This is a genomic window from Vibrio metschnikovii CIP 69.14, assembly GCF_000176155.1.
Lineage (GTDB): Bacteria > Pseudomonadota > Gammaproteobacteria > Enterobacterales > Vibrionaceae > Vibrio > Vibrio metschnikovii.
The window spans coordinates 24017-36776 of record NZ_ACZO01000006.1 but is presented as its reverse complement, the minus strand read 5'-3'; the positions used below and the strand labels follow the sequence as shown (position 1 = coordinate 36776).

The 12760-nt window shown below is 45.1% G+C and carries 13 protein-coding genes and 1 pseudogene; all 14 read right to left on the bottom strand.

The window, feature by feature from the left end:
• Nucleotides 1–18: 18 nt before the first annotated feature.
• The 14 genes and pseudogenes from pgpA to VIB_RS03565 all read right to left on the bottom strand — a co-directional run bounded on the left by pgpA (nt 19) and on the right by VIB_RS03565 (nt 12558).
• Entirely contained in the window at nt 19–525 is a 507-nt protein-coding gene (gene pgpA, locus VIB_RS03630) for a phosphatidylglycerophosphatase A (RefSeq protein WP_040904079.1), read from the bottom strand.
• Nucleotides 522–1496: a thiamine-phosphate kinase gene (gene thiL / locus VIB_RS03625; protein WP_040904076.1), complete on the bottom strand. Its 975-nt coding sequence runs from the start codon at nt 1494–1496 to the stop codon at nt 522–524. Before thiL ends, pgpA begins: the two co-directional genes overlap by 4 nt.
• A 176-nt stretch (nt 1497–1672) precedes the next feature.
• Entirely contained in the window at nt 1673–2143 is a 471-nt protein-coding gene (nusB, locus tag VIB_RS03620) for a transcription antitermination factor NusB (protein ID WP_004394650.1), read from the bottom strand.
• Nucleotides 2143–2613 (bottom strand): 6,7-dimethyl-8-ribityllumazine synthase, encoded by a 471-nt coding sequence (gene ribH, locus VIB_RS03615; protein WP_004394649.1) that lies wholly within the window; start codon nt 2611–2613, stop codon nt 2143–2145. Before ribH ends, nusB begins: the two co-directional genes overlap by 1 nt.
• A gap of 139 nt (nt 2614–2752) precedes the next feature.
• A complete protein-coding gene (gene ribBA / locus VIB_RS03610; protein ID WP_004394648.1) occupies nt 2753–3862 on the bottom strand; it encodes a bifunctional 3,4-dihydroxy-2-butanone-4-phosphate synthase/GTP cyclohydrolase II in 1110 nt (369 codons plus the stop codon).
• 40 nt (nt 3863–3902) lie between these two features.
• Nucleotides 3903–4559 carry a riboflavin synthase gene (locus VIB_RS03605; RefSeq protein WP_004394647.1) on the bottom strand — a complete coding sequence of 219 codons (657 nt, stop codon included), beginning with the start codon at nt 4557–4559 and terminating at the stop codon, nt 3903–3905.
• 11 nt (nt 4560–4570) lie between these two features.
• Complete coding sequence (ribD, locus tag VIB_RS03600; protein ID WP_040904720.1) at nt 4571–5677, bottom strand: bifunctional diaminohydroxyphosphoribosylaminopyrimidine deaminase/5-amino-6-(5-phosphoribosylamino)uracil reductase RibD; 1107 nt, start codon at nt 5675–5677, stop codon at nt 4571–4573.
• Between the two features lie 14 nt (nt 5678–5691).
• A pseudogene (nrdR, locus tag VIB_RS03595) lies at nt 5692–6142 on the bottom strand (transcriptional regulator NrdR).
• Between the two features lie 155 nt (nt 6143–6297).
• The gene (locus VIB_RS03590; protein ID WP_004394645.1) at nt 6298–7548 is read right to left on the bottom strand and encodes a glutamate-5-semialdehyde dehydrogenase; all 1251 of its coding nucleotides are present in this window, start codon (nt 7546–7548) and stop codon (nt 6298–6300) included.
• A 12-nt stretch (nt 7549–7560) separates the two neighbouring features.
• On the bottom strand, nt 7561–8694 hold the full coding sequence (gene proB, locus VIB_RS03585) for a glutamate 5-kinase (protein WP_115152743.1): 1134 nt from the start codon (nt 8692–8694) through the stop codon (nt 7561–7563).
• Nucleotides 8695–8922: 228 nt separating this feature from the next.
• Nucleotides 8923–9312, bottom strand: a complete 390-nt coding sequence (crl, locus tag VIB_RS03580) for a sigma factor-binding protein Crl (RefSeq protein WP_040904073.1) — start codon at nt 9310–9312, stop codon at nt 8923–8925.
• Between the two features lie 92 nt (nt 9313–9404).
• Nucleotides 9405–10652 carry an esterase FrsA gene (gene frsA, locus VIB_RS03575; protein ID WP_004394642.1) on the bottom strand — a complete coding sequence of 416 codons (1248 nt, stop codon included), beginning with the start codon at nt 10650–10652 and terminating at the stop codon, nt 9405–9407.
• Nucleotides 10653–10764: 112 nt separating this feature from the next.
• Nucleotides 10765–11229 (bottom strand): xanthine phosphoribosyltransferase, encoded by a 465-nt coding sequence (gpt, locus tag VIB_RS03570; RefSeq protein WP_004394641.1) that lies wholly within the window; start codon nt 11227–11229, stop codon nt 10765–10767.
• Between the two features lie 36 nt (nt 11230–11265).
• Nucleotides 11266–12558 (bottom strand): NCS2 family permease, encoded by a 1293-nt coding sequence (locus VIB_RS03565; RefSeq protein ID WP_004394640.1) that lies wholly within the window; start codon nt 12556–12558, stop codon nt 11266–11268.
• Nucleotides 12559–12760 lie beyond the last annotated feature (202 nt).

The window sequence follows — 12760 nt, the reverse complement described above, 5'->3', positions numbered from 1 at the left end:
AACACGACCTAACTGTACTTAGTTTAGCCATCCCGCCCACTGCCCAACAAAAAACAGCATGATAGCCGCCATGATACCAGCGACGATATCATCGAGCATAATTCCTACACCACCTTCGACTTGCTTATCCAGCCATCCAATTGGCCATGGCTTGACCATATCAAAAAAACGAAAGAGTACGAATCCCGTAACAATCCATTGCCAATCAAAGATTGGCAATTGCAGTAACGGAACAATAGACATGGTGATCCAAAAACCAGCAAACTCATCCCAAACAATCGAACCATGATCGTGAACTTGCATATCTGTTGACGTCACTTGGCAAATTTTTACACCGAGAATACACGCCATTAAGACGACGAAAAGATAGGCAAATAAGGGTAGTTGCACTAGAAGTAGATACAGAGGAATAGAAGCTAATGTCCCCATCGTACCGGGAATGATCGGCGATAAACCACTGCCAAATCCGGTCGCCAGTAAATGCCATGGATTGCGTAGTGAAAGACGAGAAAGAGGATGACTCATGCTGATTCCTTAAAATGATCATAACCAGTCAACGACCAGTCGACTTTTTGCCCATGGTTGAGTAAGTCAAACACGCCATGAGGACGAATTTGACCAATGCAGGTGATAGGCGTCGCGGTATGGGCCAGAGCGCTTGCTAACGATCCCTTATTCTCTTCAGGCACCGTAAAGCAGAGTTCGTACTCTTCACCACTGGTTAATGCATACTGCTGTGCAATGAGCGGATCCCCCGTGTACTGCACTAACGCTTCAGACAACGGCAAAGTATGCAAATCAAGACTCGCTCCCACTTGCGAAGCACTTAAAATATGGTTTAAATCCGCGACTAGGCCATCAGAAATATCAATCGCTGATGAGGCCAAATTGAGCAAGGCTTGTCCGGCGAGTACTCGCGGGGTCGATACGTAATGACGTGACTCTAACACCGATGCACAAGGTAGAGCACGTTTACTCGCATCGAGTATCACCTCCAGCCCCGCTTTACTATCGCCGAGTTGCCCTGTGACATAAATCCAGTCCCCAACTTTCGCACCAGAACGTAACAAGGCTTTATCTTGCGGTACAAAACCTTGCACTGTGAGAGTGATGCTCAACGGACCTTTGGTGGTATCACCACCAATCAATTGTACATTGTAGTAGTTCGCTAAATCAAAAAAGGCTCCACAAAATGGATCAAGCCAATTGGGGTTAATCTCAGGTAAAGTAAGTGCCATCGAGACCCAAGCAGGGGTTGCCCCCATCGCGGCTAAATCACTGATATTAGAAGCAAGGGCTTTATGTGCCACCCACGCTGGATTAGCATTAGCCAGAAAATGTGTCCCTGCAACTAAGGTATCGGTACTGATAGCCAGCCGAACATTCTCTGGTACATTGACGATCGCACAATCATCCCCCAAAGCTAAATGGACATCTTTACGCTGTGGTTGACGTGCTGCCAAATAGTGTTCAATAAAATTAAATTCACCTAACATGGATGATTCTCTAGCCAGACCAACGAACCCACCGAATAATTCATTCATACGATGTGAATGCGGTTAGTAAAACTAAGCCCATCAATAACACTCGCTCAACCGTTGTAGACGGACTCATTGGTCGATTTTATCTATAAAAAAGGCCAGCGAATGCTGACCTTTTATGCCAAAACTGATTACGCTTTTTTGCGTACATGAGGAGCGGCTTTATCAAGCACGCCATTCACAAACTTATGGCTATCTTCTGCTGCAAACACTTTTGCTAGCTCAATGGCCTCGTTAATCACGACCTTATAAGGAACATCTTCGCGTCGAGTCATTTCATACATCGCTAGACGAAGTAGCGCAAGTTCCATCATATCCAAATCTTGCATCGGACGAGAAACAAAAGGACGTAGTTTGCTATCTAGCTCGGTATGATTGAGCACAACGCCGACAAGCAGATCACGGAAATAGGTCACATCGGTTTGTGGAGCCGATAGCGCAGGCTCTGCTGCATGATGTTCTTCTTCATCATACTTACCACCGGATAAGAACTGCTCTTCAATAGTCGCCACATTCTCTTTAGTAATTTGCCACGAATAAATAGCTTGTAGCGCAAATTGACGTGCATTACGACGTGCGGCTGGTTTCACACTGGCCCCCATTAGGAATCGATTTCAGAAAGAACGTTTATCATCTCAAGTGCGCTAAGTGCTGCTTCTGCACCTTTATTACCAGCCTTGGTTCCTGCGCGTTCAATAGCTTGATCGATAGTATCAACAGTTAATACACCAAACGCGACAGGAATACTGAATTCCATCGACACTTGGGCTAACCCTTTATTCATTTCACTGCAAACATAGTCAAAGTGTGGTGTACCACCACGAATAACCGAACCCAGTGACACTATCGCATCAAATTTGCCTGTTTTGGCAACGCGCTGAGCCACCAGTGGCAGCTCAACCGCACCAGGACAACGCACAACGGTAATATTCTCGTCGCTAACTTGACCATGACGCTTTAAAGTATCGATGGCACCAGACAGCAGACTTTCGTTAATAAAACTGTTGAAACGAGAAATCACAATCGCAACTTTGGCATGGGGGGCAGGGAAACCACCTTCGATCACTTTCATAAGCTTTCCTTTAACTCTGTTCATCAAGTGAGAATCGCCGGATTCTAGCACAAATTTGTGAACGATATCTAATAGTAATTTGCCGCCACAAGGGCGGCCTATCGTGCAGACTTAACGAGCCGAACGTAGAATAACTGGCTTACTCGCTGATATACTCGACAACATTTAAGCCAAATCCACCCAAGGCGTGGTATTTCTTATTGGCTGAAGAGAGCAAACGCATATCACTGACGCCTAAATCGGCAAGGATCTGTGAGCCAACCCCGACCCGTCGAGATGTCCCTTGCTTTTTCGCCATCGTTGGGGCTGCGCCTTTATCTTGCTGTTCAAACATTTTAACGCGATGGATAAGCAGATCAGTGGACTCTTCATTACCAAGAATCACCAACACGCCCCCTTCTTGACCAATACGTTGCATGGCTTTATCCAAAGTCCAACTACGATCGGCGCTGCGATCGCTACGTAATAGATCAGTAAAGGTATCTTGTAGATGAACACGCACTAAAGGCGCTTGCTGACTCACGCTCTCTTTGCGCAAAGCAAAATGAATTTGATTGTCAATGATATCGCGATACGTCACCAGCTCAAATTCACCGAATTCGGTTGGCAATTGGCATTGCGCGACCCGTTCGATGGTGGTTTCTGTATTATTACGATACTCAATTAAATCGGCAATGGTACCTAATTTGATGTCGTGTTTTTTAGCAAAAACTTCCAGATCGGGGCGACGAGCCATACTGCCATCGTCATTGAGGATCTCGACAATCACTGACGCAGGCTCAAGCCCAGCGAGACGCGCTAAATCGCAGCCCGCTTCGGTATGACCTGCGCGGGTGAGCACCCCGCCATCTTGCGCTGCTAATGGGAAAATATGCCCAGGTTGGACTAAATCAGCCGCTTTGGCCTCTTTTGCCACGGCAGCTTGCACCGTACGTGCGCGATCGGCCGCTGATATCCCCGTCGTCACGCCTTCTGCTGCTTCAATCGATACCGTAAAGTTGGTGGTATATTGTGCGTTATTGTCTTGCACCATCGGGGCTAGCCCTAAGTGCTGACAACGGCTTTTGGTCATGGTTAAACAAATCAACCCACGCCCATGAGTCGCCATAAAATTGATCGCTTCTGGTGTGATATGCTCAGCGGCCATGATTAAATCGCCTTCATTTTCGCGATCTTCATCGTCCATCAAGATAACCATTTTGCCTAAGCGAATATCTTCGATAATGTCTTGTGGGGTACTAATTGACATGACTCTTGTCCTATATTTTGTCTTATTGCGTCACGTATGATTACGCAAAACCATTTTGTTGTAAGAATTCCATTGTCATTCGAGAAGGTGATTCGGGCTCATTCTGACCACCGACCAATAAACGTTCTAAATATCGAGCAAGCACATCCACTTCGAGGTTCACCTTGCGACCAGGTTGAAAGCCGTCAATGGTCGTTTCTAACGAGGTATGCGGCACGATGGTCAGCTTAAAGGCATTTTTTCGTAACCCATTGACGGTTAAGCTAATCCCATCAATAGTGATCGAGCCTTTTTCAGCAACATACCTAGTTAACTCATTCGGTAAGCTCACCCACAATTCAATCGCACGCCCCACCCATTGGCGTTCAATAATTTCACCAATCCCATCAACGTGTCCCGACACAATATGCCCACCAAAACGCGTCGTCGGAAGCATGGCTTTTTCTAAGTTGAGTTTTTCTCCGACTTGATAGTGAGCAAACGCTGATTTATTGAGTGTTTCTAATGAGAGATCGGCACAGTAATGTTGAGAACTGACATCAATAACGGTTAAACACACACCGTTAGTAGCAATGCTATCGCCGAGTTTAACATCACTCATATCGAGTTTTCCCGTAGCAACGGTAATGGTGACGTCTTCACCTTGGCGAGTCATCTCAACCAAGGAGCCCACAGCTTCTATAATTCCGGTAAACATAATCAGTTATCTTATTGGGTTGAGGTGAGAGTTGCCGTTAGGCGAAGATCTGGGCCGACCATTCGACAGTCTTGAATGACTAATCCTAATGCTTGATCCATATGAGTAAAACCTAAGGCTCCTAATAAACCACGGCCGTCACTGCCCATGATTTTCGGCGCAAGGTAGATGATTAGTTCATCTACCAGTTGCTGCTCAAGCAAGCTTTTGGCCAATGTTGGCCCAGCTTCTACCCAAAGATGATTGATCTGATACTGTTCAGCCAAACTGGCTAAGGTATCACGCAGATCGAGCTGTTGATGTTCATTCAATGGCACGCACAGTTCCGCGTCTTGTTCTGCTACACGAATTATCGGTGAAGTGGTGGCATAAAGAGCCAGTGATTGGTGCAATTGATGCTGGCGGTCAAGTATCACACGAGTTGGCTGGCGAAGTTCTGCATGAGGGTATTGCTGTTGCACATCGGCTGGTAATTCAGACCAACGTACCGCTAATGAGGCGTTATCGGCGATCACCGTTTGACTGGTTGATAACACCGCTCCTGCTTGCGCTCGATACACTTGAACATCTTGCCGTGCTTGTGCTGAGGTTATCCATTGACTTTCGCCATTAGCCAGTGCCGTTTGTCCATCCAGACTGGCCGCTAATTTTAGCTGAACATAAGGCATTCCGGTTTGCATCCGTTTAATAAATGCAGGATTAAGCACCTTCGCATCCGCTTCTAATAAACCAACCTCCACCTCAATGCCTGCTTCTCGCAACATAGCAATACCGCGTCCAGAAACTTGTGGATTGGGGTCTTGCATCGCGCAAATCACCTTTGCTACTCCGGCTTGAATTAACCCTTCAGCACAAGGAGGCGTTCGCCCATAGTGAGAACAAGGCTCTAGTGTCACATAAGCGGTCGCACCACGAGCGTACTCTTTAGCCATACGCAAAGCGTGCACCTCAGCATGTGGCTGACCAGCTCGATAATGGAAACCTTCGCCAACAATGCGGCCTTGTTGAGTAATCACACACCCAACCTTTGGATTCGGCGCCGTAGTAAAGCGTCCGCGCTGAGCAAGTTGAATGGCTCGCGCCATCATTTGATAATCGACAGCAGAAAAGTTTGACATCATCGGACTCACGTTCAATTTTCTAATTTAGCAATCTCTTCACCAAACTCGCGAATATCTTCAAAACTACGATAAACCGAGGCAAAGCGAATGTATGCCACCTTATCTAACTCTTTTAGTTGTTCCATCACTAAATTACCGATCAATTCACTCGGAACTTCCCCGTTCGCCGGTGGCGCGTAATTTAGATTTAATGGTACTGATCGCTAACTCAATCGCATCGGCGCTAACCGGGCGTTTTTCTAAAGCGCGTAGCATCCCACCGATCATTTTTTCTTCATCAAATGGCTCTCGATTACCGTTGGATTTGATGACTCTTGGCATCACTAGCTCTGCGGTTTCAAACGTGGTGAAACGTTCGCTACAAGTCAAACATTGCCGACGACGGCGCACTTGGTGACCATCAGCCACTAGACGAGAATCGATAACTTTTGTTTCGTTTTCAGAGCAAAAAGGACAATGCATAATACCTCCATAGCAAGGCAATCAGTGTACCGGAAATGGGCATATGAACAAAAGAAAAAGGGGCTAATAAGCCCCTTTTGCTCGTAGATTTGCTCAAATTTGTTAAGCACCGCCATCACAAGTGGTTACTCATGATGAACACTAACGCGATACCGTTAATGACGTAATAAATAGTTTCCTTGACCAACCCATTTGTAACTGGTCAACTCTTCGAGTCCCATTGGGCCGCGAGCATGCAGTTTTTGGGTCGACACAGCGACTTCTGCCCCTAAACCAAATTGCGCACCATCGGTAAAACGAGTCGAAGCATTGACATAGACCGCAGCAGAGCCCGCGGTATTAACAAACCGCTCAGCATTGAACAGATCGTTAGTCATAATAGCATCGGAATGGCTGGCATTATGCTCACGCATATGATCGATTGCCTGCTCAACACCACTAACGACTTTAACACCTAAGGTATAACTTAACCATTCGGTATCAAAATCTCCCGCTTGTGCGAGGCGAATATTGTTTGCCTCGGGAAGCAGTGCTTTGGCATGTTCATCGACGACTAACGTCAGTTTATCGTGCAGTTGATGCTGCAGTTTTTCTAACAAAGGTTGAGCGATCGCTTGATGAACCAGTAAGGTATCTAATGCATTGCAGGCTGATGGACGTTGCATTTTGGCATTTTCAATCACCGCAAGCGACTTATCAAGGTCGGCACTCTCATCAACAAAAATATGGCTGATACCAAAACCGCCAATGATCACTGGAATGGTGCTGTTTTCCTTACACATTTGATGTAATCCAGCACCACCACGCGGAATGATCATATCGACATACTGATCCATTGTTAATAATTGAGTAACGTATTCACGCTCGGGTTGACTGATATATTGAACAGAAGCCATAGGGAGTTCAGCTTTGCTCAAAGCTAACTGAATCACTTTAACTAACTCAAGATTGGAGAAAAAAGTCTCTTTACTACCACGTAAAATGGCTGCATTACCAGTTTTTAAACATAACGCGGCAATATCAATCGTGACATTAGGGCGGGCTTCGTAAATAACGCCCACCACACCAAGGGGAACACGACGACGAGCTAATGACATGCCATTTTCAAGGACTTTACTGTCCATTTCACTGCCGACAGGATCAGGTAAACTGATGACATTACGCACATCATGGGCGATGGCCTGTAAGCGTGATTCATTAAGCAGAAGTCTATCGAGCAACGCTTCACTTAAACCTGACGCTTGCCCTAAAGCAATATCCTTGGCATTCGCCGCTAAAATAGCGTCCATATTCGCTTCTAATTCATCCGCAATTATCGCGAGTGCTTGATTTTTCTGCGCAGTTGAAGCGGTAGCAAGTTGAAACGAGGCCGATTTTGCCGCCTTACCCATTTCGATTAAATCCACGATTCTTCTCCCCTATTCTTGAATAACGACCATATTATCACGGTGAATGACTTCAGCGCCGTAATCATAACCAAGAATATCAATGATCATGGTGCTGTGTTGGCCGGCAATTTTACTCAAGTCGCGACTGGAATACGAACTGATACCACGGGCAATCAGATGCTGCTGTTGATCTTTCACACAAATGACCTCGCCTCGCGCAAACTCCCCCGCGACTTTAATAACCCCTTTGGCCAACAAACTGCTGCCTTTACCAAGTAAGGCATTAACCGCGCCTTGATCAATGTACACATCACCAGAAGCGGCAGGCCCCGCTAAAATCCAACGTTTACGATTTTCTAGTGCCTCTTCTAGGGCTAAAAAGCGTGTGCCTTGTGGCGTGTCGCTTAATGCATCAAAAATGACATTCGGCGCTCGACCGGCGGCGATAATCACTTCAATCCCAGCTCGGCGAGCAATATCGGCCGCTTGCAACTTAGTCGCCATGCCTCCGGTACCTAATGTTGTACCACTTCCACCAGCAATTTTTCGCAGCGTATCATCAATGGTTTTAACCTCTTTGATTAACTCAGCATTGGGGTCTTTACGCGGATCGGCGGTAAACAAACCTTTCTGATCGGTTAATAATAAGAGCTTATCCGCTGCACACAAAATACCGACTAAGGCCGAGAGATTATCATTATCACCGACTTTAATTTCATTGGTCGCAACGGCATCATTTTCATTCACAACCGGAATAATGCCATGCTCAATCAGCGCATTGATCGTATCTCGTGCATTCAAAAATCGCTCTCGATCTTCCAAATCAGCACGAGTTAACAACATTTGACCAATTTTTATGCCGTAAAGCGCAAATAACGACTCCCACGCTTGAATCAACTGACTTTGACCAACGGCAGCCAATAACTGTTTACTCGATATGGCTTGGGGCAATGCGGGATAACCTAGATGCTCTCGACCCGCTGCAATCGCTCCTGAAGAGACAATCACCACACTGTGGCCTTGTTTTTTTAATTCAGCACATTGACGGACTAACTCAACCATATGTGCGCGATCAAGTGCTAACGTTCCACCGGTAAGAACACTGGTTCCTAGCTTCACAACGATGGTTTGTAACGCTGTTTGGCTCTGTTGATTCATTGTCATGATTTTGTCTGTTGAAGAAAACATTTAAGAGGTGATGTTTTAGCAATCCAGCGCCTCTTACACAAGCAGAAAAGGTGCTAAAGAGCACCTTTTTTTAGTGGGAATTATTTCTTACTCTGCTAAGCACTCAATGAGCAGTAAAGGAAGTGCTTTATTAACACGATAAAATGCAACAACCCAATGATTAAGTGATAACGCTGTCATGCTTAGAAAGCCGGCAACCTACAATTAAGCAAACTCTGTCGATTGTTGATGCAGGGACAGACTTAACTCAAAACGTTGCTGCAAAGTTTGAGCTAACTTTTTATGAAAATCTTCTTGGGTACGAATCACTTCAGGCAGCGCCGCCGCCGTTGGCTTACTCTCTTCCCATTGACCTGCGAGGTTATAGCGGCCGATACGATAATTGGCTTCAAAGCCAGTTTCGGTCGTCGTCAACTCCATCCACCAGCCCCAAAACTCTCGTTTTTCAGGCGATTTTTTATCGTTAATACAAAAAGCTAAACAATCAAACCAATAAATGCCTTCCTGGCACTGCCCTTCCCGTAAATAAGGACCAATCGCTTTTAACGTCGATAATAAACGATAGTGTGTCGGATATTTTGCTGCCTCTGACATGTAGACTCTCCTTGTTAAGAATGATTATTGCTTTTAATAATCATACGCTTAAAAACGCAGACAATTCACTCTTAACTAATTTAAGCCAAAAGTCATTCGCAAAGTTGTTCTTCCAGCCACTTTATCGCTAAATCGAGGGATTGCTCATATCCTCGTGTAAGACTTTCACTCTTTATCTGTTTTGATTGCCCACCTTGACTAAAAGTCGCAATCAAATGATTATCGCTGGCAGGTGAAACCGGATCACCTTCCATCGCTAACGCCAAAATAGGAACTTTAGTACGTCGAGTCGCAAGGAAGCCTTGCACTTTCAGTGACCATGCCATGAGTTGAGCCGATAAACTCGGAATATCAACCGCATGCTTACCAATTCGCGACGCTAATACATCCATGTACATTTTCGACATCAGCTTCATTTTTTGCTGAGAAACAAAAATATCATGCACCGGAGCGCCGATAGCGACACACGCTTTAATTTTATCTGATTCAATAAACGATAGTCTTACCATGGCGTTACCACCAAAGCGAAAACCAATCAAACCAACTCGACGATGATCAACCCAAGGCAAGGGCGCTAATTGATTAAGTACCGCTTGGTGTAAACAGGAAGAATCTTGCGTTAATGACCAATGATTACTGTGGCCAACAGAAGGCATATCAATCGTTAACATCGCAATATTTCGTTTAGCCAAATAATCACGAAAGAGACGCCACATATCGGTTTGCAAACTATCAAGACCGGCACTAACGATCACCACCGGTTGTGGCTCATCGGTGTGTGATAAGTGTAGGTGGCCAAGAATTTTCTTACCTTGATAATCAAACTCTAATGGTTTAATCGTATACTGCGTCAGTTCAGAGGCTTGTTTATAAGCGGCATTGGCTAACACTCGCGCTTGAATAGCTAAGGTATCATTTTTTAAATGGGGATAACCGGCAATACTGTAGCAAAGGGAAGCACTAAACATACGTTCTGCCGCCGCTTCTCCCGTTAAGGCTTCACTTTGCTTATGATAACGCCCGCCGAGCTTTGTCCACTCATAAGTCCAGTTACCACTATGATAACCAATCACCGTATCTAACCACTTTTCATGACTACGAGAATGCTCAGACGAAGCCATGTTGGCGAGGACTTCTTCTTGGTCAATTGGATTGATTCCTAACCAAGCCCACTGTAAACGACGTAAATTTCGATACCAAGAAAAAGGGTCCTGCTCCATTTTCTGTTCAAAAAACTCACTACTGCTCGGCATGTATTGCGTGAGAGAGGAAGTCTCTTTCGCCTCTTTATGCTGTTGAAAGAGCGTTTCAGATAGGTTGATATTACTTGATTCAGACATGATGCATCTCATTATTAAACCGCTTAGACCTTATAGTAATCAAAAAAAAGGCCCTTTGCAGGGCCATATGTCGATTAATTGCGGGAAACTGGTGATGAATCAATAATTGTCGTTATTTTTGCTTACGATTCACTGGTTCAACATAAGCTAAAGCCATATCCCAAGGTTGTTCAATCCAAGTATCTTGTTCAATATCGACTACGTATTCATCCACTAAATCTTTACCTGCTGGTTTAGCACAAACGGTCACAAATTTAGCTTTCGGGTACATTTCACGTATTTTGCGTGCCGTATCACCGCTATCAACCAAATCATCAACAATAAGAAAACCTTCACCATCATGCTCAGGTGCTTTCAGTACGGTCATATCACGTTGATGGTCATGATCGTAACTTGAGATACAAACGGTATCAACATAACGAATACCAAGTTCACGCGCTAAAATAGCTGCAGGAACCAACCCACCGCGACTCACACCGAGGATACCTTTCCATTGCTCAGCAGGCATTTGACGCTGGGCTAATTCACGGCAAAAATTTTGCATATTGTCCCAAGTGATTACGAATTTTTTACTCATTGTGATTGAACCTAATTATTTGAAAATAGAGCCTATTTACGCTTCAAGAATAAACTTAATAACAAAGACGATCGCCATAATCCAAACACTAAGCGAAACGTGTCGACCTTTGCCACTCAATAGTTTAATCACGGCGTAAGAGATAAAACCAAGTGCGATACCTTCAGCTATTGAGAAGGTTAAAGGCATTAATAAGCAAGTCACTACCGTCGGTGCCGCTTCTGTAAGATCTCGCCAGTCGATACTTACCAAGCCGGACATCATTAGAATCGCGACATAAAACAACGCACCCGCCGTAGCGTAGGCAGGGATCATTCCCGCTAATGGCGAGAAGAATAATGCAAGTATAAATAAAATGCCAACAACTACCGCGGTTAAGCCCGTGCGACCGCCTGCAGCCACACCTGAAACACTTTCGACATAAGATGTGGTATTCGAGGTGCCCAATAATGCGCCGACAGACGTCGCTGTCGAGTCAGCAAGCAATGCTCGATTTAAACGTGGAATTTTACCATCTTTACCAATGAAACCCGCTTTGTTTGCCACTCCAACGAGAGTTCCAGCGGTATCAAACAGGTCAACAAACAAGAAAGCAAACACAATTGAAATCATGCCGATTTCAAATACGGCTGAAAAATCAAGCTGCATGAAAGTTGGAGCAATACTTGGTGGCGTAGACATGATGCCTCCCCAAGTCACATCGCCAACAATCAACCCTAAAATAGTCACCGCTAAAATAGCGATCATTACCGCCCCTTTAACACCGCGATGAACCAGAGCAATCGTGAAGAAAAAGCTTAACGCCCCCAACACAGCAGGCAACGAGGTAATCGCTCCCATTGACACCAAAGTTGCCGGGTTATCGACCACAATGCCAGCATTTTTAAGCGCGATAAATGCTAAAAACAAGCCAATGCCGGCAGAGATACCCGTGCGTAACGACATTGGAATCGAATTAATGATCCATTCACGAATCTTAAATAGACTCAACAGGATAAATAAAATACCTGAGCAAAATACCGCCGCTAACGCCACTTGCCACGTATACCCCATGCCAAGTACAACAACATAGGTAAAGAAAGCATTTAACCCCATGCCAGGGGCTTGTGCTATCGGGTAGTTAGCGACAAAACCCATAATAAAACAGCCAATCGCTGCCGCTAAACAGGTCGCCACAAAGACAGCACCACGGTCCATTCCTGCATCCGCTAAAATTGCCGGATTCACAAAAATAATATAAGCCATGGTCAGAAACGTCGTGATCCCGGCAATGATCTCAGTGCGCACGGTTGTGCCATTTTCACTGAGTTTAAACAGTTTTTCTAACATGGTAGAATCCTAATACAGACAAAGTAAACGGTTGCGTAATCGATTGGCGAGGATTATAAAGTTATCAACAGATAAATTCCATACACAACTACTATCAATCTGTAGGAAAAAAACGACTTTATCTATGCTAAAAATGTGAAAGCGCCAGACCAACGTTCGTGAAGTGATACTCGCGAGGACAATGCTCATCTGCTGAGCAAAG

Excerpts from the sequence above, each read along its gene's own strand:
- pgpA (WP_040904079.1), bottom strand. The coding sequence starts at position 525 with ATGAGTCATCCTCTTTCTCGTCTTTCACTACGCAATCCATGGCATTTA.
- thiL (WP_040904076.1), bottom strand. The coding sequence starts at position 1,496 with ATGTTAGGTGAATTTAATTTTATTGAACACTATTTGGCAGCACGTCAA.
- nusB (WP_004394650.1), bottom strand. The coding sequence starts at position 2,143 with ATGGGGGCCAGTGTGAAACCAGCCGCACGTCGTAATGCACGTCAATTT.
- ribH (WP_004394649.1), bottom strand. The coding sequence starts at position 2,613 with ATGAAAGTGATCGAAGGTGGTTTCCCTGCCCCCCATGCCAAAGTTGCG.
- ribBA (WP_004394648.1), bottom strand. The coding sequence starts at position 3,862 with ATGTCAATTAGTACCCCACAAGACATTATCGAAGATATTCGCTTAGGC.
- VIB_RS03605 (WP_004394647.1), bottom strand. The coding sequence starts at position 4,559 with ATGTTTACCGGAATTATAGAAGCTGTGGGCTCCTTGGTTGAGATGACT.
- ribD (WP_040904720.1), bottom strand. The coding sequence starts at position 5,677 with ATGTCAAACTTTTCTGCTGTCGATTATCAAATGATGGCGCGAGCCATT.
- proB (WP_115152743.1), bottom strand. The coding sequence starts at position 8,694 with ATGACAATGAATCAACAGAGCCAAACAGCGTTACAAACCATCGTTGTG.
- crl (WP_040904073.1), bottom strand. The coding sequence starts at position 9,312 with ATGTCAGAGGCAGCAAAATATCCGACACACTATCGTTTATTATCGACG.
- frsA (WP_004394642.1), bottom strand. The coding sequence starts at position 10,652 with ATGTCTGAATCAAGTAATATCAACCTATCTGAAACGCTCTTTCAACAG.
- gpt (WP_004394641.1), bottom strand. The coding sequence starts at position 11,229 with ATGAGTAAAAAATTCGTAATCACTTGGGACAATATGCAAAATTTTTGC.
- VIB_RS03565 (WP_004394640.1), bottom strand. The coding sequence starts at position 12,558 with ATGTTAGAAAAACTGTTTAAACTCAGTGAAAATGGCACAACCGTGCGC.